This is a genomic window from Porphyromonas bennonis DSM 23058 = JCM 16335 (assembly GCF_000375645.1).
In the GTDB taxonomy this organism is placed as follows: domain Bacteria; phylum Bacteroidota; class Bacteroidia; order Bacteroidales; family Porphyromonadaceae; genus Porphyromonas_A; species Porphyromonas_A bennonis.
Genome location: NZ_AQWR01000020.1, coordinates 13913 through 32157, shown reverse-complemented (window position 1 = coordinate 32157; position 18245 = coordinate 13913). Strand labels below are relative to the sequence as shown.

15 protein-coding genes, 1 tRNA gene and 1 pseudogene are annotated in these 18245 nt (G+C 55.0%); 14 read left to right on the top strand and 3 right to left on the bottom strand.

What is annotated here, in order from left to right; genetic code table 11:
* The 7 genes and pseudogenes from B088_RS08820 to gap form a co-directional block, all read left to right on the top strand.
* Positions 1-270 (top strand): annotated as a pseudogene (locus B088_RS08820) (ISAs1 family transposase); the annotation flags it as partial.
* Between the two features lie 112 nt (positions 271-382).
* On the top strand, positions 383-1864 hold the full coding sequence (gene proS / locus B088_RS05010; RefSeq protein WP_018107322.1) for a proline--tRNA ligase: 1482 nt from the start codon (positions 383-385) through the stop codon (positions 1862-1864).
* A 9-nt stretch (positions 1865-1873) separates the two neighbouring features.
* Positions 1874-2722, top strand: a complete 849-nt coding sequence (locus tag B088_RS05005) for a 3'-5' exonuclease (protein ID WP_038973935.1) — start codon at positions 1874-1876, stop codon at positions 2720-2722.
* A 146-nt stretch (positions 2723-2868) separates the two neighbouring features.
* Positions 2869-3288 carry a YtxH domain-containing protein gene (locus tag B088_RS05000; RefSeq protein ID WP_018107320.1) on the top strand — a complete coding sequence of 140 codons (420 nt, stop codon included), beginning with the start codon at positions 2869-2871 and terminating at the stop codon, positions 3286-3288.
* Between the two features lie 123 nt (positions 3289-3411).
* Positions 3412-3966, top strand: a complete 555-nt coding sequence (locus B088_RS04995; RefSeq protein ID WP_018107319.1) for a hypothetical protein — start codon at positions 3412-3414, stop codon at positions 3964-3966.
* A gap of 33 nt (positions 3967-3999) precedes the next feature.
* Complete coding sequence (locus B088_RS04990) at positions 4000-4521, top strand: hypothetical protein (protein ID WP_018107318.1); 522 nt, start codon at positions 4000-4002, stop codon at positions 4519-4521.
* A 123-nt stretch (positions 4522-4644) separates the two neighbouring features.
* Entirely contained in the window at positions 4645-5655 is a 1011-nt protein-coding gene (gene gap / locus B088_RS04985; protein ID WP_018107317.1) for a type I glyceraldehyde-3-phosphate dehydrogenase, read from the top strand.
* Positions 5656-5770: 115 nt separating this feature from the next.
* Here the strand turns inward: gap and B088_RS04980 are convergent, their stop codons facing one another.
* A complete protein-coding gene (locus B088_RS04980; protein WP_018107316.1) occupies positions 5771-6838 on the bottom strand; it encodes a glycerate kinase in 1068 nt (355 codons plus the stop codon).
* Positions 6839-7320: 482 nt separating this feature from the next.
* Entirely contained in the window at positions 7321-7572 is a 252-nt protein-coding gene (locus B088_RS04975) for a hypothetical protein (protein WP_018107315.1), read from the bottom strand.
* Positions 7573-8189: 617 nt separating this feature from the next.
* Between B088_RS04975 and pfkA the strand changes: the two genes are divergently transcribed.
* The 5 genes from pfkA (at position 8190) to B088_RS04950 (ending at position 14938) form a co-directional block, all read left to right on the top strand.
* Positions 8190-9191, top strand: coding sequence for a 6-phosphofructokinase (pfkA, locus tag B088_RS04970; RefSeq protein ID WP_018107314.1), 1002 nt, complete (start codon positions 8190-8192; stop codon positions 9189-9191).
* Between the two features lie 14 nt (positions 9192-9205).
* Entirely contained in the window at positions 9206-10504 is a 1299-nt protein-coding gene (locus tag B088_RS04965; RefSeq protein WP_018107313.1) for a Cof-type HAD-IIB family hydrolase, read from the top strand.
* 194 nt (positions 10505-10698) lie between these two features.
* Entirely contained in the window at positions 10699-11007 is a 309-nt protein-coding gene (locus tag B088_RS04960; protein ID WP_018107312.1) for a LysO family transporter, read from the top strand.
* Positions 11004-11624 carry a LysO family transporter gene (locus B088_RS04955; protein ID WP_018107311.1) on the top strand — a complete coding sequence of 207 codons (621 nt, stop codon included), beginning with the start codon at positions 11004-11006 and terminating at the stop codon, positions 11622-11624. The genes B088_RS04960 and B088_RS04955 overlap by 4 nt, the downstream gene beginning before the upstream one ends.
* A 50-nt stretch (positions 11625-11674) precedes the next feature.
* Positions 11675-14938, top strand: coding sequence for a S41 family peptidase (locus tag B088_RS04950; RefSeq protein ID WP_026170502.1), 3264 nt, complete (start codon positions 11675-11677; stop codon positions 14936-14938).
* Positions 14939-15052: 114 nt separating this feature from the next.
* On the opposite strand, the gene B088_RS04945 is transcribed toward B088_RS04950, so the two are convergent.
* A tRNA-His gene (locus B088_RS04945) sits at positions 15053-15125 on the bottom strand.
* 360 nt (positions 15126-15485) lie between these two features.
* Here B088_RS04945 and B088_RS04940 point away from each other — a divergent pair.
* On the top strand, positions 15486-15779 hold the full coding sequence (locus tag B088_RS04940; protein WP_281109922.1) for an HU family DNA-binding protein: 294 nt from the start codon (positions 15486-15488) through the stop codon (positions 15777-15779).
* A gap of 278 nt (positions 15780-16057) precedes the next feature.
* Positions 16058-17977, top strand: a complete 1920-nt coding sequence (gene dnaK, locus B088_RS04935) for a molecular chaperone DnaK (protein WP_018107308.1) — start codon at positions 16058-16060, stop codon at positions 17975-17977.
* Positions 17978-18245 lie beyond the last annotated feature (268 nt).

Here is an 18245-nt window from a genome sequence, read left to right as displayed (position 1 = left end):
TCATCACTATCCGACCCCGGGAAGGTGTTTGACCTCATAAGGGCTCATTGGTCAATAGAGAATCACCTTCACCACACGCTGGACGTGGTGATGCTTGAGGACCAGCAGCTTAAGAGGAAGAATAATGAGGCAAAGAACTTCAACATTATGTCTAAAATCGCTCTTTTCTTTGTCGACAAAATGAAGGAAAAAAGCGGTAAAAGACTCATCACCCAATTCCGGACCAACGCCACTCTGAAGCCCTCCGAGCTTCTATCTATCAAGCTGTGAGCCCATTCCCCAAAAACGTCAGCCCTGTTGCTGTGATTCGGATCTCCTAAGGATCTACAAAAAGTGGTACCTTTGTCACCTAAACATAGTTTCAATCTAATTGCCAAAGAATATGGCCAAGAAAATCAAGGCAATCACCCCCCGGTCAGAGAACTACTCCCAGTGGTACAACGACATCGTACTCAAAGCTGACCTGGCGGAGAACGCTGCCGTCCGCGGCTGTATGGTCATCAAGCCATACGGCTTTGCTATCTGGGAGCGGATGAAGGAGCTCCTCGACAAGTCATTTAAGGAGACCGGTGTCAGCAACGCCTACTTCCCTCTCCTGATCCCCAAGTCCTTCCTCAGCCGTGAGGCGGAGCACGTCAAGGGCTTCGCCAAGGAGTGCGCCGTGGTGACCCACTACCGGCTTAAGGCTACAGAGGATGAGTCCGCAGTCGTCGTGGACCCTGAGGCTAGGCTCGATGAGGAGCTGATCATCCGCCCCACCTCTGAGACGGTGATCTGGAATACGTACAAGAACTGGATCCACTCCTGGCGCGACCTCCCCCTGCTCTGCAACCAGTGGTGCAACGTCATGCGCTGGGAGATGCGCACCCGTCTCTTCCTCCGCACGAGCGAGTTCCTCTGGCAGGAGGGGCACACCGCCCATGCCACCGAGGAGGAGGCGCAGGAGCGAGCCAGGCAGATGCTCAGGGTGTACGCCGACTTTGCAGAGAAGAAGATGGCGATGCCGGTCATCCGCGGCGTGAAGACGCCGACCGAGCGCTTTGCCGGTGCCATTGACACCTATACCATTGAGGCGATGATGCAGGATGGCAAGGCGCTGCAGAGCGGTACGTCACACTTCCTGGGACAAAACTTTGCCAAGGCCTTTGATGTCACCTTTGCCGACAAGGACGGTGAGGAGAAGCTGGTATGGGCCACCTCGTGGGGCGTATCGACCCGACTGATGGGTGCCCTTATCATGACCCACTCAGATGACAATGGTCTGGTGCTGCCTCCCGCACTGGCACCGATCGATGTGGTGATCATACCGATCTACAAGAGCGATGAGGAGCGGGCTCAGATCTCCAAGCTGGTGGAGCCGCTCATCAAAGAGCTTCGGGATCACGACATCAAGGTGAAGTATGATGACGCAGACAATAAAAAGCCGGGATGGAAATTCTCTGAGTATGAGATGAAGGGTGTACCGGTTCGTCTCGCCCTCGGACCGCGTGACGTCGAGGAGGGGACGATCGAGGTGATGCGCCGGGATACGCTGGAGAAGGAGACCGTGCCCTACGAGGGCATCGGTAAGCGGGTCGAGGAGCTGCTGGATCAGATCCAGGAGAATCTCTATCAGAGGGCGCTGGACTTCCGCAGCGAGCACACTTATAGCTGCGACGACTGGGACGACTTCTGCGAGAAGGTCGAGGCCGGTGGCTTCGTCATGGCTCACTGGGACGGGACAGCCGAGACAGAGGCGCGGATCAAGGAGCTAACCAAGGCGACGATCCGCTGCATCCCACTTGGGCAGCCTGATGAGCCCGGTAAGGATATCCTGACCGGCAAGCCCTCGGAGCGTCGGGTGCTCTTTGCTTGCTCCTACTGATTTGTTTCGATGAGCCTCAGTGGAGTCCTTATCATTATCGCCGTGGTGCTGGTTATCCTGCTCCTCGGCGATATTATTTTAGGAAAAGCGCGACGCAAGTCCCACCTAAGCAACAGCAAGCCTATCATCACAATGTCGACCCACTCTATCGACTACAAGGATCTGCTCAGACAGTTACAGCCTCCCACAGTACCGCCGGTTGAGCTTGCGGAGCTGAGAGCAAGGGATCCTGAGCTCTACCCGCGCTACCTGATCCTCGACCTGCAGACCACGGGACTCTCCATCGAGCCTGGGAGGGAGGATCGGATTGTACAGGCTGCCTGGCTCGGACTGGACGACCGGTATCGAGAGCTCTGTCACGGCGTGGCGCTTGTGGATCAGCTGGATGCGGGGAGCGAGGAGGCCATGAGGGTCCATCACCTCGACACGCATACCCTTCGGATCATGGGAAAGAGCGAGGAAGAGCTCATGGAGACCCTTTTGCCCCTAATCAAGCACTCCTCCGTGATCGTGTGCCACAATATCCGCTTCGACATGAGCATCCTGCTTGCTGTCCTGCGGAGGCTCCACCCGACTGCAGAGTACTGGATCAAACATAAGGAGGCGATCTGCACCATGGTGCTCAGCGCCGCACTCGATCCGCACTGGAGGCACCACTACCGATCACTCAAGGCGCTGACCAATGAGTACACCGGGATCAGCCCGGACGACATGGAGGTAATAGACATCGTCGGCTGGCGCAATGTCTGTCTCACTCGGATCTGTCTCGCACAGCTTCGGCTTCGCCATCCCGATGAGACCGAGCCGGGTGACCTGCCTCTGGTGCAGGACTACCTGGATCGGCGAGTGGGTGCATAAGAATAGACAGGGTCTATTAGGACTATTTACAACGACAGAATTAGTTGTATGTCAGAAAAAAGGTATATTTGTACAGAAGATAGGGGGTAGACTCCCTATCATGACAAGCACTAAACAAGGACTAAATAAGACAGAAAACAGAAATTATGAGCAGCAATAACAACTCCGGCGTGAAGTTTATGCTTGGTCTCCTCGTGGGATCAGCAGTAGGCGCCGCCATTGCCTACCTCTCTGATGAGGGCCGTCGCAACCACCTGATCGATGACGTTTCCGACACCGCTGACAAGGTGAAGAGCAACGTCAAGGACGCATACTACGAGGGTCGTATCCGTGCCCGTAAGGCAGGACGTGACCTCTCTCGCTATGTGGATGATATCAAGGGCGATGCCGAGGACATCTACTCTACCGTCAAGGACTCCGCCTCTCAGCTCGGCAATAAGGTGAAGGACTCCGCTCAGAAGGTCGCAGACCTGACTGACGAGGAGCTTGAGGACCTGAAGGCTGAGGCCAAGGAGGAGAAGGATAAGCTGACCGAGGAGGCCAAGAAAAAGATCAACAAGGACTAACCCCCTTGCTGCTTAGAGCCACTTATCTTCAGATGGGATGGTCGAAGTATCCTCCAGAGGGTTCTTCGCTGTCCCATTTGTCTTTTATCTCGTAAAGAATAAACCTTACGTGAAGGTATATATATGGCAAAGACAGTCAAGCAAATCATTGATGAAGTAAAGTCTGACGCTCTCACACTCTTGGAGGCCAAACGCGAGCTGGTGAAGCTCCAGGCAATCGAGAAGGGCGTCCCTGCCGGAGTGAGGGGAGTCTACTACTTGATCATGGCGGTCTTCGGGCTGGCGGCACTCTTTTTTCTCCAGGTGGTCATTGCCCTTCTTTTTGCGATGATCTTTGCCTCCGACCTCTGGGGCGCCTATGAGACGGTATCCTCTATGGCAGCAGGATTTGGCTGTCTGGTAGGGTTGTTTCTGCTGATTGATCTCATTCTCTTACTCCTCCGCAAGCCGATCATCGGTGCACTGGAGGAGAAGATCATAACCGAGCAGCTTGACCGGCTGGAGGAGCAGGAGCACGAGGAGGCGGGCGAAGCACGTCGCGAGACCGCTACGGTCACGATGGTGGCCGACGTCACCGATGTCCACGGCGAGTCTGTGATCCCTGGCACCGAGCGAGAGGGACATCCCGTCGTGGAGGTGCATCAGTATAGAGAGGAGGATGACCTCCGGGACCAGTAACCACCTATCACTCACAGATAGAGAGACGACACTATGAGCACCAAAGCATACAAGCCGGACTACAAGAGCCGACTGGAGGCACAGAAGCACCGACTGGAGAGCCGATCGGAGGAGAGTAAGATGAGGATACTCAATAACGTCGACTATCTCCGTACCGATGGAGTCGAAGTAGCCAAGGGAGAGGCTCTGAGGGCACTCGCCGACAAGAGTCCTATGACAGCTAAGCTGGTGGGCTCCGCACTCGGCATCAAAGCTCCCGCCGCCACTCCACGCACTCGGATCATCCGCATGGATCCTGACGGTGAGGGGCAACTGCATGAGCGCAGTCGCCTGCTGGATCTCAGGCAGGATCAGGAGAGCGACAAGCTCTCCATCATGGATAAGATCAAGGACTCATCCTGGTCCTCACTGCTCCAGGAGGTGGTCCTTCCCACCGGACTGGCTGTGGGCAGCAGTCTCCTACTTGCCGGCACTCTAAGAGGAGCCGGGAGCGGTCTGCGCGGCATAGCTAAAGGGATCTTCAAAGGAATAGGAAAAGGCCTTTTCAAACGCTAAAAGGGACGACAAACCGATTTTTTTAATTATATTTGTCCATCGAAAGATGGATGATTGCGGATCACACCGCAGTCTCTATAACAATTGACACCAGTAACTGATTTTACATAACAGACAATCACTATGATCAAAGTAGCTATCAACGGCTTTGGCCGTATCGGTCGCTGTGCCTTCCGCGCAGCTCAGAAGCACGACAACATCGAGATCGTTGCCATCAATGACCTCCTGGACGTCGACTACCTCGCTTACATGCTGAAGTACGACACCATGCATGGTAGGTTTGAGGGTGAGGTGGACTGCGATAAGGAGAACAACCTCCTGATCGTAAATGGCAAGAAGATCCGCTGCACCGCAGAGACCGATGCTGCTAACTGCAAGTGGGACGAGGTCGGCGCTGAGTACGTACTCGAGTGCACCGGCTTCTACCTCACCAAGGAGAAGAGCGATGCTCACCTCAGAGGCGGTGCCAAGTATGTCATCATGAGTGCTCCCTCCAAGGACGACACCCCTATGTTCGTCATGGGCGTGAATAACAAGACCTACGAGAAGGGCACCAAGATCGTCTCCAACGCCAGCTGCACCACCAACTGCCTCGCACCCCTCGCTAAGGTGCTGCACGACAACTTTGGCATCAAGGATGGTCTCATGACCACCGTACACTCCACCACCGCTACCCAGAAGACCGTCGATGGTCCCTCCAAGAAGGACTGGCGTGGAGGTCGTGCTGCCGCCGGCAACATCATCCCCTCCTCTACCGGTGCTGCTAAGGCTGTAGGTAAGGTAATCCCCTCTCTCAATGGCAAGCTGACCGGTATGTCTCTCCGCGTGCCTACTCTGGACGTCTCTGTCGTTGACCTGACCGTCAACCTCGAGAAGCCCGCCACCTACGAGGAGATCTGCAAGGCTATGAAGGAGGCCAGCGAGGGCGAGATGAAGGGCATCCTCGGCTACACTGAGGAGGCTGTCGTTTCTTCCGACTTCCTCGGTGACACCCACACCTCCATCTTTGACGCCACCGCAGGTATTGCTCTGACCGACACCTTCGTAAAGGTACTCTCCTGGTACGATAACGAGATCGGTTACTCCAATAAGCTCATCGAGCTCTGCGAGTACATGGCTAAGGTGAATGCCTAAGTAACCAGATCACACAAGCTACTCCCCCACCCGGAGGAGTAGAGGTCAAAAGGGGCTGTGTTGACTTCGGTCGACACAGCCCCTTTTCTTATTCTCACTCCAGGCAAGAGATCCCCTACTCACCTCTGAGGAGCGAGAGTATGGTTCTGCTCAGATTTGCCCGAGCCACTTCCGGTCTCGTCGCCACCTCCGTCGGAGTCCCGGATGGATTGATACAGGCGACACGATCGAAGCCGGCAGCCAGCAGCTTATCCCTCGCTTCGATCCGACCGGCCACGAGCCATGTAGGCACTCCGGCAGATCGGGCGCGTATCATGATGCCGTAGGGCAACTTCCCCATCAGCGTCTGCTCATCGGCACTCCCCTCGCCGGTGATCACACAGTCGGCACCGAGGATAAGGCCATCAAAGTGCAGGTACTCCAGCAGCAGGTCGATCCCGGAGTGACACTCCGCCCCGAGGAATTGCATAAAGGCATAACAGAGACCGCCAGCCGCCCCCGCTCCCGGCACGTCGCTACGATCGTAGCCGAAGTGGTCAGCTGCACGTGCTGCCAGCTCTCGCATCCTGCTCTCTATCTCTGAGACCATCGCAGGGGTTGCGCCCTTCTGCGGAGCAAAGACGTGAGCCGCACCGTGAGGACCACAGAGAGGATTAGTGACATCACTCGCCAGGACAAAGTGACAGTCACACAACACTTCACTGAGTGCCTCTCGCTCGACCCCGAGAGCGTCAGCCAGCGCCTGCAGCATACCCACCCCACCATCGCAGGTGGCGGTGCCTCCCAGCCCCACGATGAAGCGTTGGCATCCTCGCCGATAAGCGTCGGCGACCATCTCACCCACCCCATACGAGGATGCCACGAGCGGATTACGCCGATCCGGCGGGACAAGATGGAGTCCTACAGCACGGGCAGACTCGATGAGAGCCACCCCCTCCCTCGTGACCCCGTACGCAGCGGTGATCGCTCGCCCCAGCGGATCCGTCACCCAGAGAGAGACCCGTTCGCCCCCCATCACCGACAGAAATGCATCCAGCATCCCCTCCCCGCCGTCCGAGACAGGGATCGAGATCACCCCGGCATCCGGTTCGCAGCTGAGGATCGCCTCAGAGACGACCTCCTCAGCCTCCGGCGAAGTGAGGCACCCCTTAAAGGAGTCAATGACTAAGAGATATCTTCCCATTGCGATCACAATATAGCGAGAAAGTCTTGCCCTGAAAAAGCCGGTGCCGACATACCGACAGTGATGCGATGTGTGGTACAAATACTATTCAAGCTCTATGTGAAGAGATGGGAATGAAGCACCCTGGCGGGTGACCGCTTCATTGCCCTAAAGTAAAGACTCGGGGACGAGTGTCGCATAACCCTACCAATACGCACAGACTGTGGCGAAGTTGCCGTCTGAAGAAGTACGACCAGCGACGGGTAAAATAATAAGAAAACAACATACTTCTCAGTCGACTTGGCTCCCAACAAAGGGTTGGGAGCCGTTGCATACTCACTCACATCGGTCTTCGCCACCTCGTGCCTCTACTGATGTATAGGTAACAGGCTTCCTTGGATTATTATCAAATGCCTCACCTCTGTAGCACTAGACCAGACGCACAACAAATCTTCCGAGGCTACAATACCACGGAAGATTTGTTTTAGACGATATGCTACTTGTTACAAGGATTCTCCTCTTTGGCCTTGTACAGACTTTATGTCTGCACTCAGGTTCCTCCGCTTTCCAGCCAAGAAAAAGAAGAGTATCCCAAGTAGAGCGATTAGTCCGGCACCCTCATACGTACCGGAATATATGGCAAGTATTACAGACGCAGCAAGAAGAATTCCTACGATTGATTCGAAAACGACCAAAAGAAGGTTCCTTTTCTTTTCCGAAAGTGCCGCTTTTCTTTCTCCGGGGTTAACACTCATATTTACCACTGTCTTTCATCTCTTGCAATTCGGTAGTCGCATGACGAACACCGACATACTCCAATTACTTTAAAAGATTGTTTCATAATTAATTAGTTACCTATCAAAGCGATAGGATTAGTTAGGTACCGTAAAGGTATGTGTTTTTCTTATTGTATGCAAATACACCCATCCACTTCGCTTAGAGACGTATTTAGGATCTAAAGTTCCGAAAACAGAATGGAAAACATCCTTTGGGGATCACCAGAAGACAAATACCCTCAAAGAACCACCTAAGGTCCTTGCTCACCACTTTATTGCTTAATTTCAACTTCATTATCCCTATCCACCATACAGGGCGGTCGTGTCGGAGACACCCACCCGAGAACCCTTTGCTGTGCAACGCTCAGCGATACTCTATGTGACTGACTACCACACAAGGTCACATCGTCAAATCTATTACCGATATTAGTGTCATCTATTACCGGGTTTAGTGTCGACTAATACCGGGTTTAGTGATCACTAATACCGGTATTAGTCTGAGGGCAGACTCCTCCGGTAAGTTTTCACCGCAGTAAGTCTACTTAATTGACCACTTCTGATTACATTTGTGGTTAGAACGATTTCAAGAGAGCAATATGGACAAAACGATCACAAGCAGCGGCAATATCAGAGCCATCGGCGTACTCACCTCTGGCGGAGATGCGCCGGGCATGAATCCCGCCATACGTGCGGTCACCCGCACCGCTATATACAATGGGATCAAGGTATTTGGCATCTACCAGGGATACAAGGGGCTGATAGATGACGAGATCAAGGAGCTGGCGACGGAGGATGTCAGCAACATCATCCAGAGGGGAGGTACTTTCCTGAAGACCGCACGCTGCAAGGAATTCATGACCGATGAGGGGAGCCAAAAGGCCTACGACAACCTCATGAAGCACGGGATCGACGCCCTGGTGGTGATCGGCGGCGACGGTTCGCTCAGCGGTGCCCGGAAGTTTGCCAGCGACCACAATTACCCCGTCGTCGGCATCCCCGGGACGATCGACAACGACCTTGGCGGGACCGACCAGACGATCGGCTACGCCACGGCACTCAATACGATCATGGACGCCGTCGATAAGCTTCGCGACACCGCCAGCTCGCACAATCGCCTCTTCATCGTGGAGGTGATGGGACGTGATGCGGGATTTCTCGCACTCAATGGAGCGATCGCCAGCGGAGCCGAGGTGGCGGTGATACCGGAGTTCAAGAGCTCGATGGATCAGATGAATCGGATGGTGGAGAATGGATTCCGGAAGACGAAGAACTCAGCCATCGTCCTCGTAGCCGAGAGTCCCGCCACCGGTGGTGCTCAGGCTCTCATCGAGAGGATCCACGAGTCGCACCCTCAGTGGGAGGCTCGCGCCGTAATCCTGGGACACATCCAGCGCGGCGGCAGTCCGGTCGCCGGGGATCGTATCCTGGCGAGCCGACTGGGCGTAGCTGCTGTGGACGCACTCCTCGACGGGCAGCGCAATATCATGGTCGGTATCCGAGACAATAGAGTCGTCTACATCCCCTTCTCCAGCGCCATCAAGGGTGCCAAGACGATCAGCGAGGAGGACTACCGTGTGCTCAGTATACTATCACTATAAATCTCACATAACCTATGCAAGTATCGGCCAAGACACCCCGCATACTCAACCCCCACTATAGCTCCGGGAAGGATCCGCTGAAGTACCTCCTCTTTGCCGTCGACCTCGATGGCACTCTGGTGACGGACGACAAGCAGATCACCCCCGCCACCGCCAATGCCATCCGAGAGATCCTCGAGATGGGCATGACCGTCGCTCTGGTCTCGGGGAGACCCACCTTTGGCTGCGAGCATATCGCAGAGCAGCTCCAGCTGGCCAAGTATGGCGGGTACATTATTTCCTATAATGGTGCCAAGATCACCTCCTGCATGGACAATGATGTGCTCACCCGGTCCACCATCTCGCGGGAGACGGTCGGTGAGCTCTACGACTTCCTTAAGGGCTACCCCGTGACGATGATGACCTACACCCGCCACGAGATCATCACGGAGGATGCTGACAGCCCCTACGTGCGCCAGGAGAGTCAGATAGACAACGGCATGCCGATCCGACAAGTGCCTAATCTCAAGGATGCACTCGTGAGAGATCCCTACAAGTGTGGCATAGCCGGGGATCCGGAGGTGATAGGGAAGCTGGCGATCGAGCTACAGGAGCGATTTAGAGGTAAGCTGAATGCGATCCTCTCCGGTCCGATATTCATCGAGGCGATGAGTCCCTATGTGGACAAGGGGAAGGCACTCAGCTTCCTCATGTCCGAGATGGGGGTAAAGCGAGGTCAGGTGATCGCCGTCGGTGATGCCAATAACGACATCCCGATGCTCCAGGCTGCCGGGCTGGGAGTGGCTATGGCGAATGCGAATGAGATGGTCAAGCAGGTGTCGGACTACGTCACCACCTCCAACGAGGAGGAGGGCATCCAGCACCTACTCAATAAGTATGTGCTGCATCCTGAGGGGGCTACCGAACATCCTGAGGTGGACTTCATCAATGCGATGCAGAAGGATACCCTCATGGAGACTCTCGGCATGAAGTGCACAGTCCTTGAGGAGGGCTACGTAGAGTGCACGATGCCGGTCGATCGTCGCACCTGCCAGCCGATGGGGATCCTCCATGGCGGCGCCTCACTCGCTCTCGCAGAGACGATAGCCGGCTACGGGTCGGTCTACCTGCTGAGTCAGGATGAGACGATGGTAGGTATGCAGGTGAGCGGCAGCCATGTACACTCCGCTCGGCTCGGCAATACGCTGACCGCCAAGGCGCGGATCATACACCGGGGACGCTCCACTCACCTCTGGGATGTAGAGATCTACACAGAGATGGGGACCTTGGTATCATCGGTCCGGGTACTCAATAGCATCCTGCACAAGCGGTAGTTTTTCGTTTCTTTTAGTACATTTGACCGTCGCAAAGGGTTTAGAGCTCATTGCAACCTTTAATTTAGAATAGATGAGTAGCGTAGCTCCTAAGCACAGCTACGCATGCATCCTCAGGCGTGCCGTCGCTTACCTCTCTCCCAGGGTCGGAGATGGTTCCGAGAGGGGGTGCTACTAACTTTACTTGTAATGATATGGACACGATCATCATCGTTGCTTCATTTGCGGTCGGCATGCTCATCGGAGCGCTGATCAACCGACGAACCAAGAGGCTCACAGTCCCCTCCTGGCTCTCCTCAGTCATCATCTGTATCCTGCTCTTCCTGCTCGGGATCGAGATCGGGAGCGACCACGAGGCGATCAATTCGCTCGGTCAGATCGGCATCTCAGCCCTTCTGCTCACGATCGGGGCTGTGGTCTGCAGCGTCCTGCTCGGATGGGGGATGTGGCGATTTATTGGGAAGTATATGGATAAGAAGAATCAGCCATCACATAAGCAATGAAAGACAGCCTCATCATCTTTGCCTGCCTCATCGGCGGCGGACTCGTGGGATACTTTATGGGGGACAACGTCCCCGCGATCCTGCTCGACTCACGGACCTCGATGTTTGTGATCTACATTCTCCTCTTCGTCATCGGACTAAACCTTGGTACCGACATGGAGAAGGTGAAGCTTATGCTCAAGATGCCGTGGATCATCTGGACGCTTCCCGTCTTCACCTGCATCGGTAGTATCTGTGGAGCAGCCTTTATGACCCTATTTACCCCGGGCATCTCTGGACTGGAGGGTGCTGCCATCGGCGCCGGTCTCGGGTGGTACTCCCTCTCGAGTATCATCATCGGATCGTACGGTGCCGCCTCTCTCGCTACCGTTGCTCTGATCTCAAATATCATACGAGAGGCGACCGCGCTCCTGATGGTTCCCCTCATAGGAAATAAGATCGGCCCCATGGCGTCGATCTCACTCTGTGGAGCCAATAGCGCCGATGTCTGTCTCCCTGTGGTGCAGAAGTCTGTGGGTGCCAGCTACACGATCCCCTCTATCTTCCACGGAATAGTGACGAACATTCTGGTGCCGGTGCTGGTGGGATTCTTCTGCGAGCTCATCTATGTGATCTAAGGAATACAATTGTTTCACTCAATATTACTCCGAAACTTATGGACAAAACCATGAAGCTGCTCGCGGTGTCGCTCCTGACACTGGCAGCTCCCCTCGCCGCCCTGGGACAGGCGGAGGATGCGGGATGGATCAGAAACACCGCCATCAGCCCTGATGGTAAGGTGATCGCCTTTACCTACCAGGGGGATATCTTCACCGTACCGGTGAGTGGCGGCACAGCTACGCAGATCACGTCCAATCCTGCGTACGACACGGCACCGGTATGGAGTCCGGATGGACAGAGCATCGCCTTCTCGTCCGACCGAGAGTTCGGCACCTTCCACGTCTACCTCGCCTCCCGTCAGGGCGGTCAGGCAAGGAAACTGACCTACATCAATGGTAAGACCCAGACGCCGGTCGCCTTCTTAGACAACGAGACCGTCCTCTACGAGTGCGGCTATCGTCCTACTAAGGAGTCAGGGATCTTCCCCGGCGGCTCTTTCTCGCAGGTCTACCGGATCAAGACCAACGGCGGACGGCCACACCTCTTCTCTGCATTTACGATGAAGATGCCGTCGATCAATCGCACCGACGGTCGGATCCTCTTTACCGACTTCAAGGGGTACGAGGATCCTCTGCGCAAGCACCACAAGTCGCCCGTCGCCAGAGATATATGGATGTGGACTCCGGATGGCAACACCGGCAAGTTTGCCAAGATCACGGCGTTTGAGGGCGAGGATCGCAACGCCATCTGGCTCCCGGGCGAGGAGGCGTTCCTCTTCCTGAGCGAGCGGGATGGTAACTTCAATGTCTACCGCGCCACTCTCGCGGATCCGACCCACCCCACTCAGCTGACCAACTTTAAGAAGCACCCGGTCCGCAATCTCTCTATGGACAATAGTGGTAACGTCGCCTTCTCCTGGAATGGTCGGCTCTACTACATGCCCAAGGGTGGAGAGGCGAAGCAGCTACCCGTGCAGGTGATCGCCGACAACAGCAAGCAGGAGAAGTTCTTCCAGACTTACCTGACAGGTGCCTCTGAAGCCAAGCTCTCTCCTAATAATAAGGAGTACGCCTTTATCGTCCACGGTGATGTCTATGTCGCAAATATAGAGTACGGCACGACGAAGCGGATCACCAATACTCCGGAGCAAGAGCGAGACCTGACTTTCAGCCCCGACGGTCGTACCCTCGTCTACTCCTCTGAGCGGGAGGATCAGTGGAATCTCTACCAGACCACTATCAAGCGCTCCGATGAGAAGACCTTTACCTACGCTACCGAGCTGGAGGAGAAGAAGCTGACTCACGAGAAGGAGGTACCTGCCTTCCAGCCGGTCTTCAGCCCCGACGGCAAGAAGATCGCCTACCTAAGGGATCGCGCTGCAGTCTACTGTCTCGACCTTGCCAGCGGCAAGAGTACCGAGGTGCTGAATAAGAAGTACAACTACTCCTACTCTGACGGAGACCAATGGTTTACCTGGAGTCCCGACTCGAGGCATATCCTGACCAACTTCATGGGCAATGGCGGCTGGAATAACGCCGATGTCGCCCTCGTCAAGGCGGACGGCTCCGGCGAACTGGTCAATCTCACCGAGACCGGATACAATGCCGTCGGTGCTCGCTTCGTCCTCGACGGAAAGGCCATCGCCTACTACTGCGACTACGCCGGCTACCGCAGCCACGGCTCTTGGGGCTCTCAGACGGACATCTACCTAATGTTCCTCGATCAGGACGCATACGATCGCTTCCTCCTCGACAAGGAGGAGCGCGAGGTGCTCCTGAAGGACAAGGACGAGAAGAAGGAGAGCGCAGATAAGAGCGACAAGGACAAGAAAAAGGGAAAGAAGGATAAGAAGAGCAAGGATGAGGACAAGGTAAAGCCTCTCGTCTTCGACTTCTCCAATCGCGACAAGCGGATTGTCCGCATCACCCGCACGAGTGGCTCTCAGTCTGACTTCGCCGTGACCCCGGAGGGAGACAAGTTCTACTACCTCGCCTCCTTCGACGGGAAGACCAACCTTTACTGTCTCGACCTGGCCGAGAAGGAGACCAAGGAGATTGTTGGCGACACCGGTAGCGGCTCGCTGGAGATGAGCAAGGATGGGAAGACCCTCTACCTCTTTGGCTACAACGGCTTCAAGAAGATCGAGGGCAGGGACATCACTCCCCTCACCTATTCTGCACGCTTCGAGTACTCCCCAGCTAAGGAGCGGGAGTACATCTACGACCATATGGTTCGCCAGGTGGAGAACAAGTTTTACGACGCAAGTCTCCATGGCGTGGACTGGAAGGGCTACTCCGACAGCTATCGTGAGATACTGCCTTTCATCAATAACAACTACGACTTCGCCGAGCTCTGCAGTGAGCTCCTCGGCGAGCTGAATGGCTCCCACACCGGTATGCGCTACTTTGGTGGTGCGTCGACCGTTCGTACCGCCTCTCTCGGACTCTTCTACGACGACAGCTACGAGGGTGAGGGAGCGAAGATCACCGAGGTGATCGTGGGTGGCCCCTTTGACCGCGCCAAGTCGATTGCCAAGCCGGGAGTCATTGTCCTCAAGATCAATGGAACCACCATCTCCAAGGACCTCCCGATCGAGCATTACCTGAATGGCCTCACCGGACAGCGTACGGTCGTGACGCTTAGGGATGAGAGTGGCAAGGAGGTCGAGGAGTCCGTCGTACCCATCTCACTCGGTCAGGAGTCGTCTCTCCTCTACGACCGATGGGTAGACCGTCGGGCGGCTCTGACTGAGAAGTGGAGCAACGGTCGCGTCGGCTATGTCCACATCGAGGGAATGGATAGCGGATCCTTCCGTCGGGTATTCAGCAAGATGCTCGGCAAGTACCGCGGCTGCGATGCGATCGTCGTCGACACGCGTCACAATGGCGGCGGCTGGCTGCACAATGATGTGGCGATCCTGCTTAGTGGCAAGGAGTACGCACGCTTCCAGCCAAGAGGTCAGTACATCGGCTCCGAGCCCTTCATGCAGTGGTACAAGCCCTCCAATATGCTGGTGAGTGAGGACAATTACTCCGACGCATACGGTACCCCCTGGACCTACCAGACTCTGAAGCTCGGTAAGCTGGTCGGTACCCCCGTTGCCGGTACCATGACCGCCGTATGGTGGGAGACGCAGGTCAATGAGGATCTCGTCTTCGGTATCCCACAGGTGACGATGACCGGGACGGACAACCTCGCCCGCGAGAATAGAGCCATCTATCCTGAGATCACGGTCTACAACTCACCCGAGGACTTCCTGACTGACAACGACCTCCAGCTCAAGGCAGCCATCGATGACCTCTTCCAGAGAGTAGACTCCGCTAAGAAGTAAGGAGCTATAATGTAAAGCAGAGTGGCAGCGCCTCTATTCCGAGGCGCTGCCACTCTTTTTTTACCATCAGGAGCAAAAAAAGAGACTCTACAAGCGAATGTAAAGTCTCCGTAGGGTGCCCAAAGAGGTTCGAACTCTCGACATCTGGAACCACAATCCAGCGCTCTACCAACTGAGCTATGGGCACCATAATACTTCCGCGAAATCCTTCCCAGAAGCGTAGTGCAAAGGTACAATATAATTCCTTCCCCTGCAATAGCGCCTGGTCGGCCTTATCGCGCAGAGTACGGACGGGGTGGAGCATAAGACACCGGCACTTTGGGGAAGGAGACCACCCGACTGAGAGCTCCATTTTGCTATCTTTATTACACAAAATGGCGCCGTTCGCCTGATATTCACCAGGAAAAGACGGTTTTATCTACTTTTTAGTGATGATTTATATTGTAATTCAATAAAAGTTCTTACATTTGAGCACGTAGAAGAGGTGTCATAGAGCGCATTAGCGGTCTGTCACTTTCTCACACAGACATGCACTAAATTTATACATATTCACAACCAACACCATTTTATCATGAACAAGACCGAATTCATTGAGGCAGTAGCCAAGAAGGGTGAGATGACCAAGGCTGATGCCAAGAAGGCTGTCGCAGCTTTCTGTGACGTCATTGCAGATCAGATGAAGAAGGACGAGAGAGTGACCATCATCGGCTTCGGATCCTTCTACACCACAGAGCGTGCCGCTCGCACCGGCATCAATCCCCAGACCGGCAAGAAGATGCAGATCGCTGCTCGCAAGTCTGTAAAGTTTAAGCCCGGCTCCGGACTGGATCTCAAGAAGTAATCTTCACATTGATGATCCGGTAACGTAAGGATCTCTACTCCTTACCTTACCAAGCACACTTAGGCGTGAGCCTGACTATCAGTCGGGCTCACGTCATTTTTTGTCCCCATCCCCCACCCCATCTGTCGGATATTGAGTCCCGGGCTGACACATTTTACAAGGGTCCGTCAGGAGCCGGAAGACTTGGCATAAGGTTTGTAAGTATGTGGGTGCAGGCTCACCGCACAGGCGAGACCACACTGTAAGAGACAACAAACTAATAATATATAGAGATAGAAATGGGAAAGATTATCGGAATCGACTTAGGTACAACCAACTCGTGTGTGGCTGTACTTGAGAATAAGGAGCCCGTCGTGATTACTAATAGCGAGGGCAAGAGGACCACACCGAGTGTGGTCGCATTCGTGGACGGTGGCGAGCGCAAGGTGGGAGATCCTGCCAAGCGACAGGCTATCACTAACCCTCAGCACACGATCTACTCCATCAAGCGCTTCATGGGAGAGAGATACTCCCAGATCGAGAAGGAGGCATCTCGCATGCCCTACAAGGTCGTAGCAAGTGGCAACGATCTGCCTCAGGTAGACATCAACGGACAAATGTACACCCCGCAGGAGATCTCCGCGATGGTGCTCCAGAAGATGAAGCAGACCGCAGAGGACTACCTCGGCGAGGCTGTGACGGAGGCTGTCATCACCGTACCTGCATACTTCAGCGACTCTCAGCGTCAGGCCACCAAGGAGGCCGGTGAGATCGCCGGGCTCAACGTACGCCGCATCGTCAATGAGCCTACTGCCGCTGCTCTGGCATATGGTCTCGACAAGAGCGATAAGGATATGAATATTGCCGTCTTTGACTTAGGCGGTGGTACGTTCGATATCTCCATCCTCGAGCTCGGCGACGGGGTCTTCGAGGTGAAGAGTACCAATGGTGACACTCACCTCGGCGGTGACGACTTCGACCACGCCATCATGGACTGGCTGGCAGATGACTTCCTCAGCACTGAGAATGTCGATCTCCGTAAGGATCCTATGGCTCTGCAGCGTCTCAAGGATGCCGCCGAGAAGGCTAAGATCGAGCTCTCCAGCACCACCTCGACGGAGATCAATCTGCCTTACATTACCTCTGTGGACAATGTGCCTAAGCACCTGGTAAAGACGCTGACGAGAGCTCAGTTTGAGCAGCTCTGCCACGACATCATCCAGCGCTGTATCGAGCCGGTGAATAAGGCGCTTGCCGATGCCGGACTCTCCGCCTCTGACATTAATGATGTCATCCTCGTAGGTGGATCCACCCGTATCCCTGCCATCCAGGATCTGGTGAAGAAGCTCTTCAATCAGGAGCCCTCCAAGGGCGTCAATCCTGACGAGGTAGTCGCCCTCGGCGCTGCCATCCAGGGTGGTGTGCTCAGCGGAGATGTGAAGGATGTCCTCCTCCTCGACGTCACCCCGCTCTCACTCGGTATCGAGACCATGGGCGGCGTGATGACCAGGCTGATCGACGCCAATACCACCATCCCGACGAAGAAGTCTCAGATCTTCACCACCGCAGCGGACAACCAGCCCTCTGTGGAGATCCATGTGCTCCAGGGTGAGCGTCCCATGTCGAAGGACAATAAGTCCCTCGGGAAGTTTAATCTCGACGGCATCCTCCCTGCCAAGCGTGGTGTGCCTCAGATCGAGGTGACCTTCGACATTGATGCCAATGGTATCGTCAACGTATCCGCTCGCGACAAGGGAACCGGCAAGGAGCAGAAGATCCGCATCGAGGCATCCAGCGGTCTCTCTCAGGAGGAGATCGATCGTATGAAGGCTGAGGCAGAGGCTAATGCCGACAACGACAAGAAGGAGAAGGAGAAGATCGATAAGCTCAATCAGGCCGACAGCGTGATCTTCCAGACCGAGAACCAGCTCAAGGATCTCGGCGACAAGATCCCCGCGGACGAGAAGTCCAAGATCGAGGCTGCACTCAGTAAGCTCAAGGAGGCACACAAGGCTCAGGACATTGCAGGTATCGACACCGCCATGGAGGAGCTGAATACGATCTTCCAGAGTCTCTCTGCCCAGATGTATGGCCAGCAGGGCGGTGATGCCCAGCAGGGTGCTCCGGGGGCAGGTCAGCAGACCACCACGGGAGGCAGTGCTTCCTCAGACAACTCCGGAGAGGGTGACGTCAAGGACGCAGACTTTGAGGAGATGTGATCAAGCACTCATTTATTACGATAGGGACATGAGGTGATTTAACTTCAGCAGATCCCAGTAGTCAAAAGACCCATAGGTTCCGCCTGTGGGTCTTTTTTTTTGCGCGAAGAGGGAGCAAATCTATTATCGGGTTTAGTGACAACTAATACCGGTAAAGCTTCGGACTAATACCGGTAATAGTTTTCACTCTATCCGGAACGGGTGGGAAGCGTGACTCTCACTGCCTCTCTAGCAAGAAGCGATAACCTACGTTTTTGGTACCTTTACC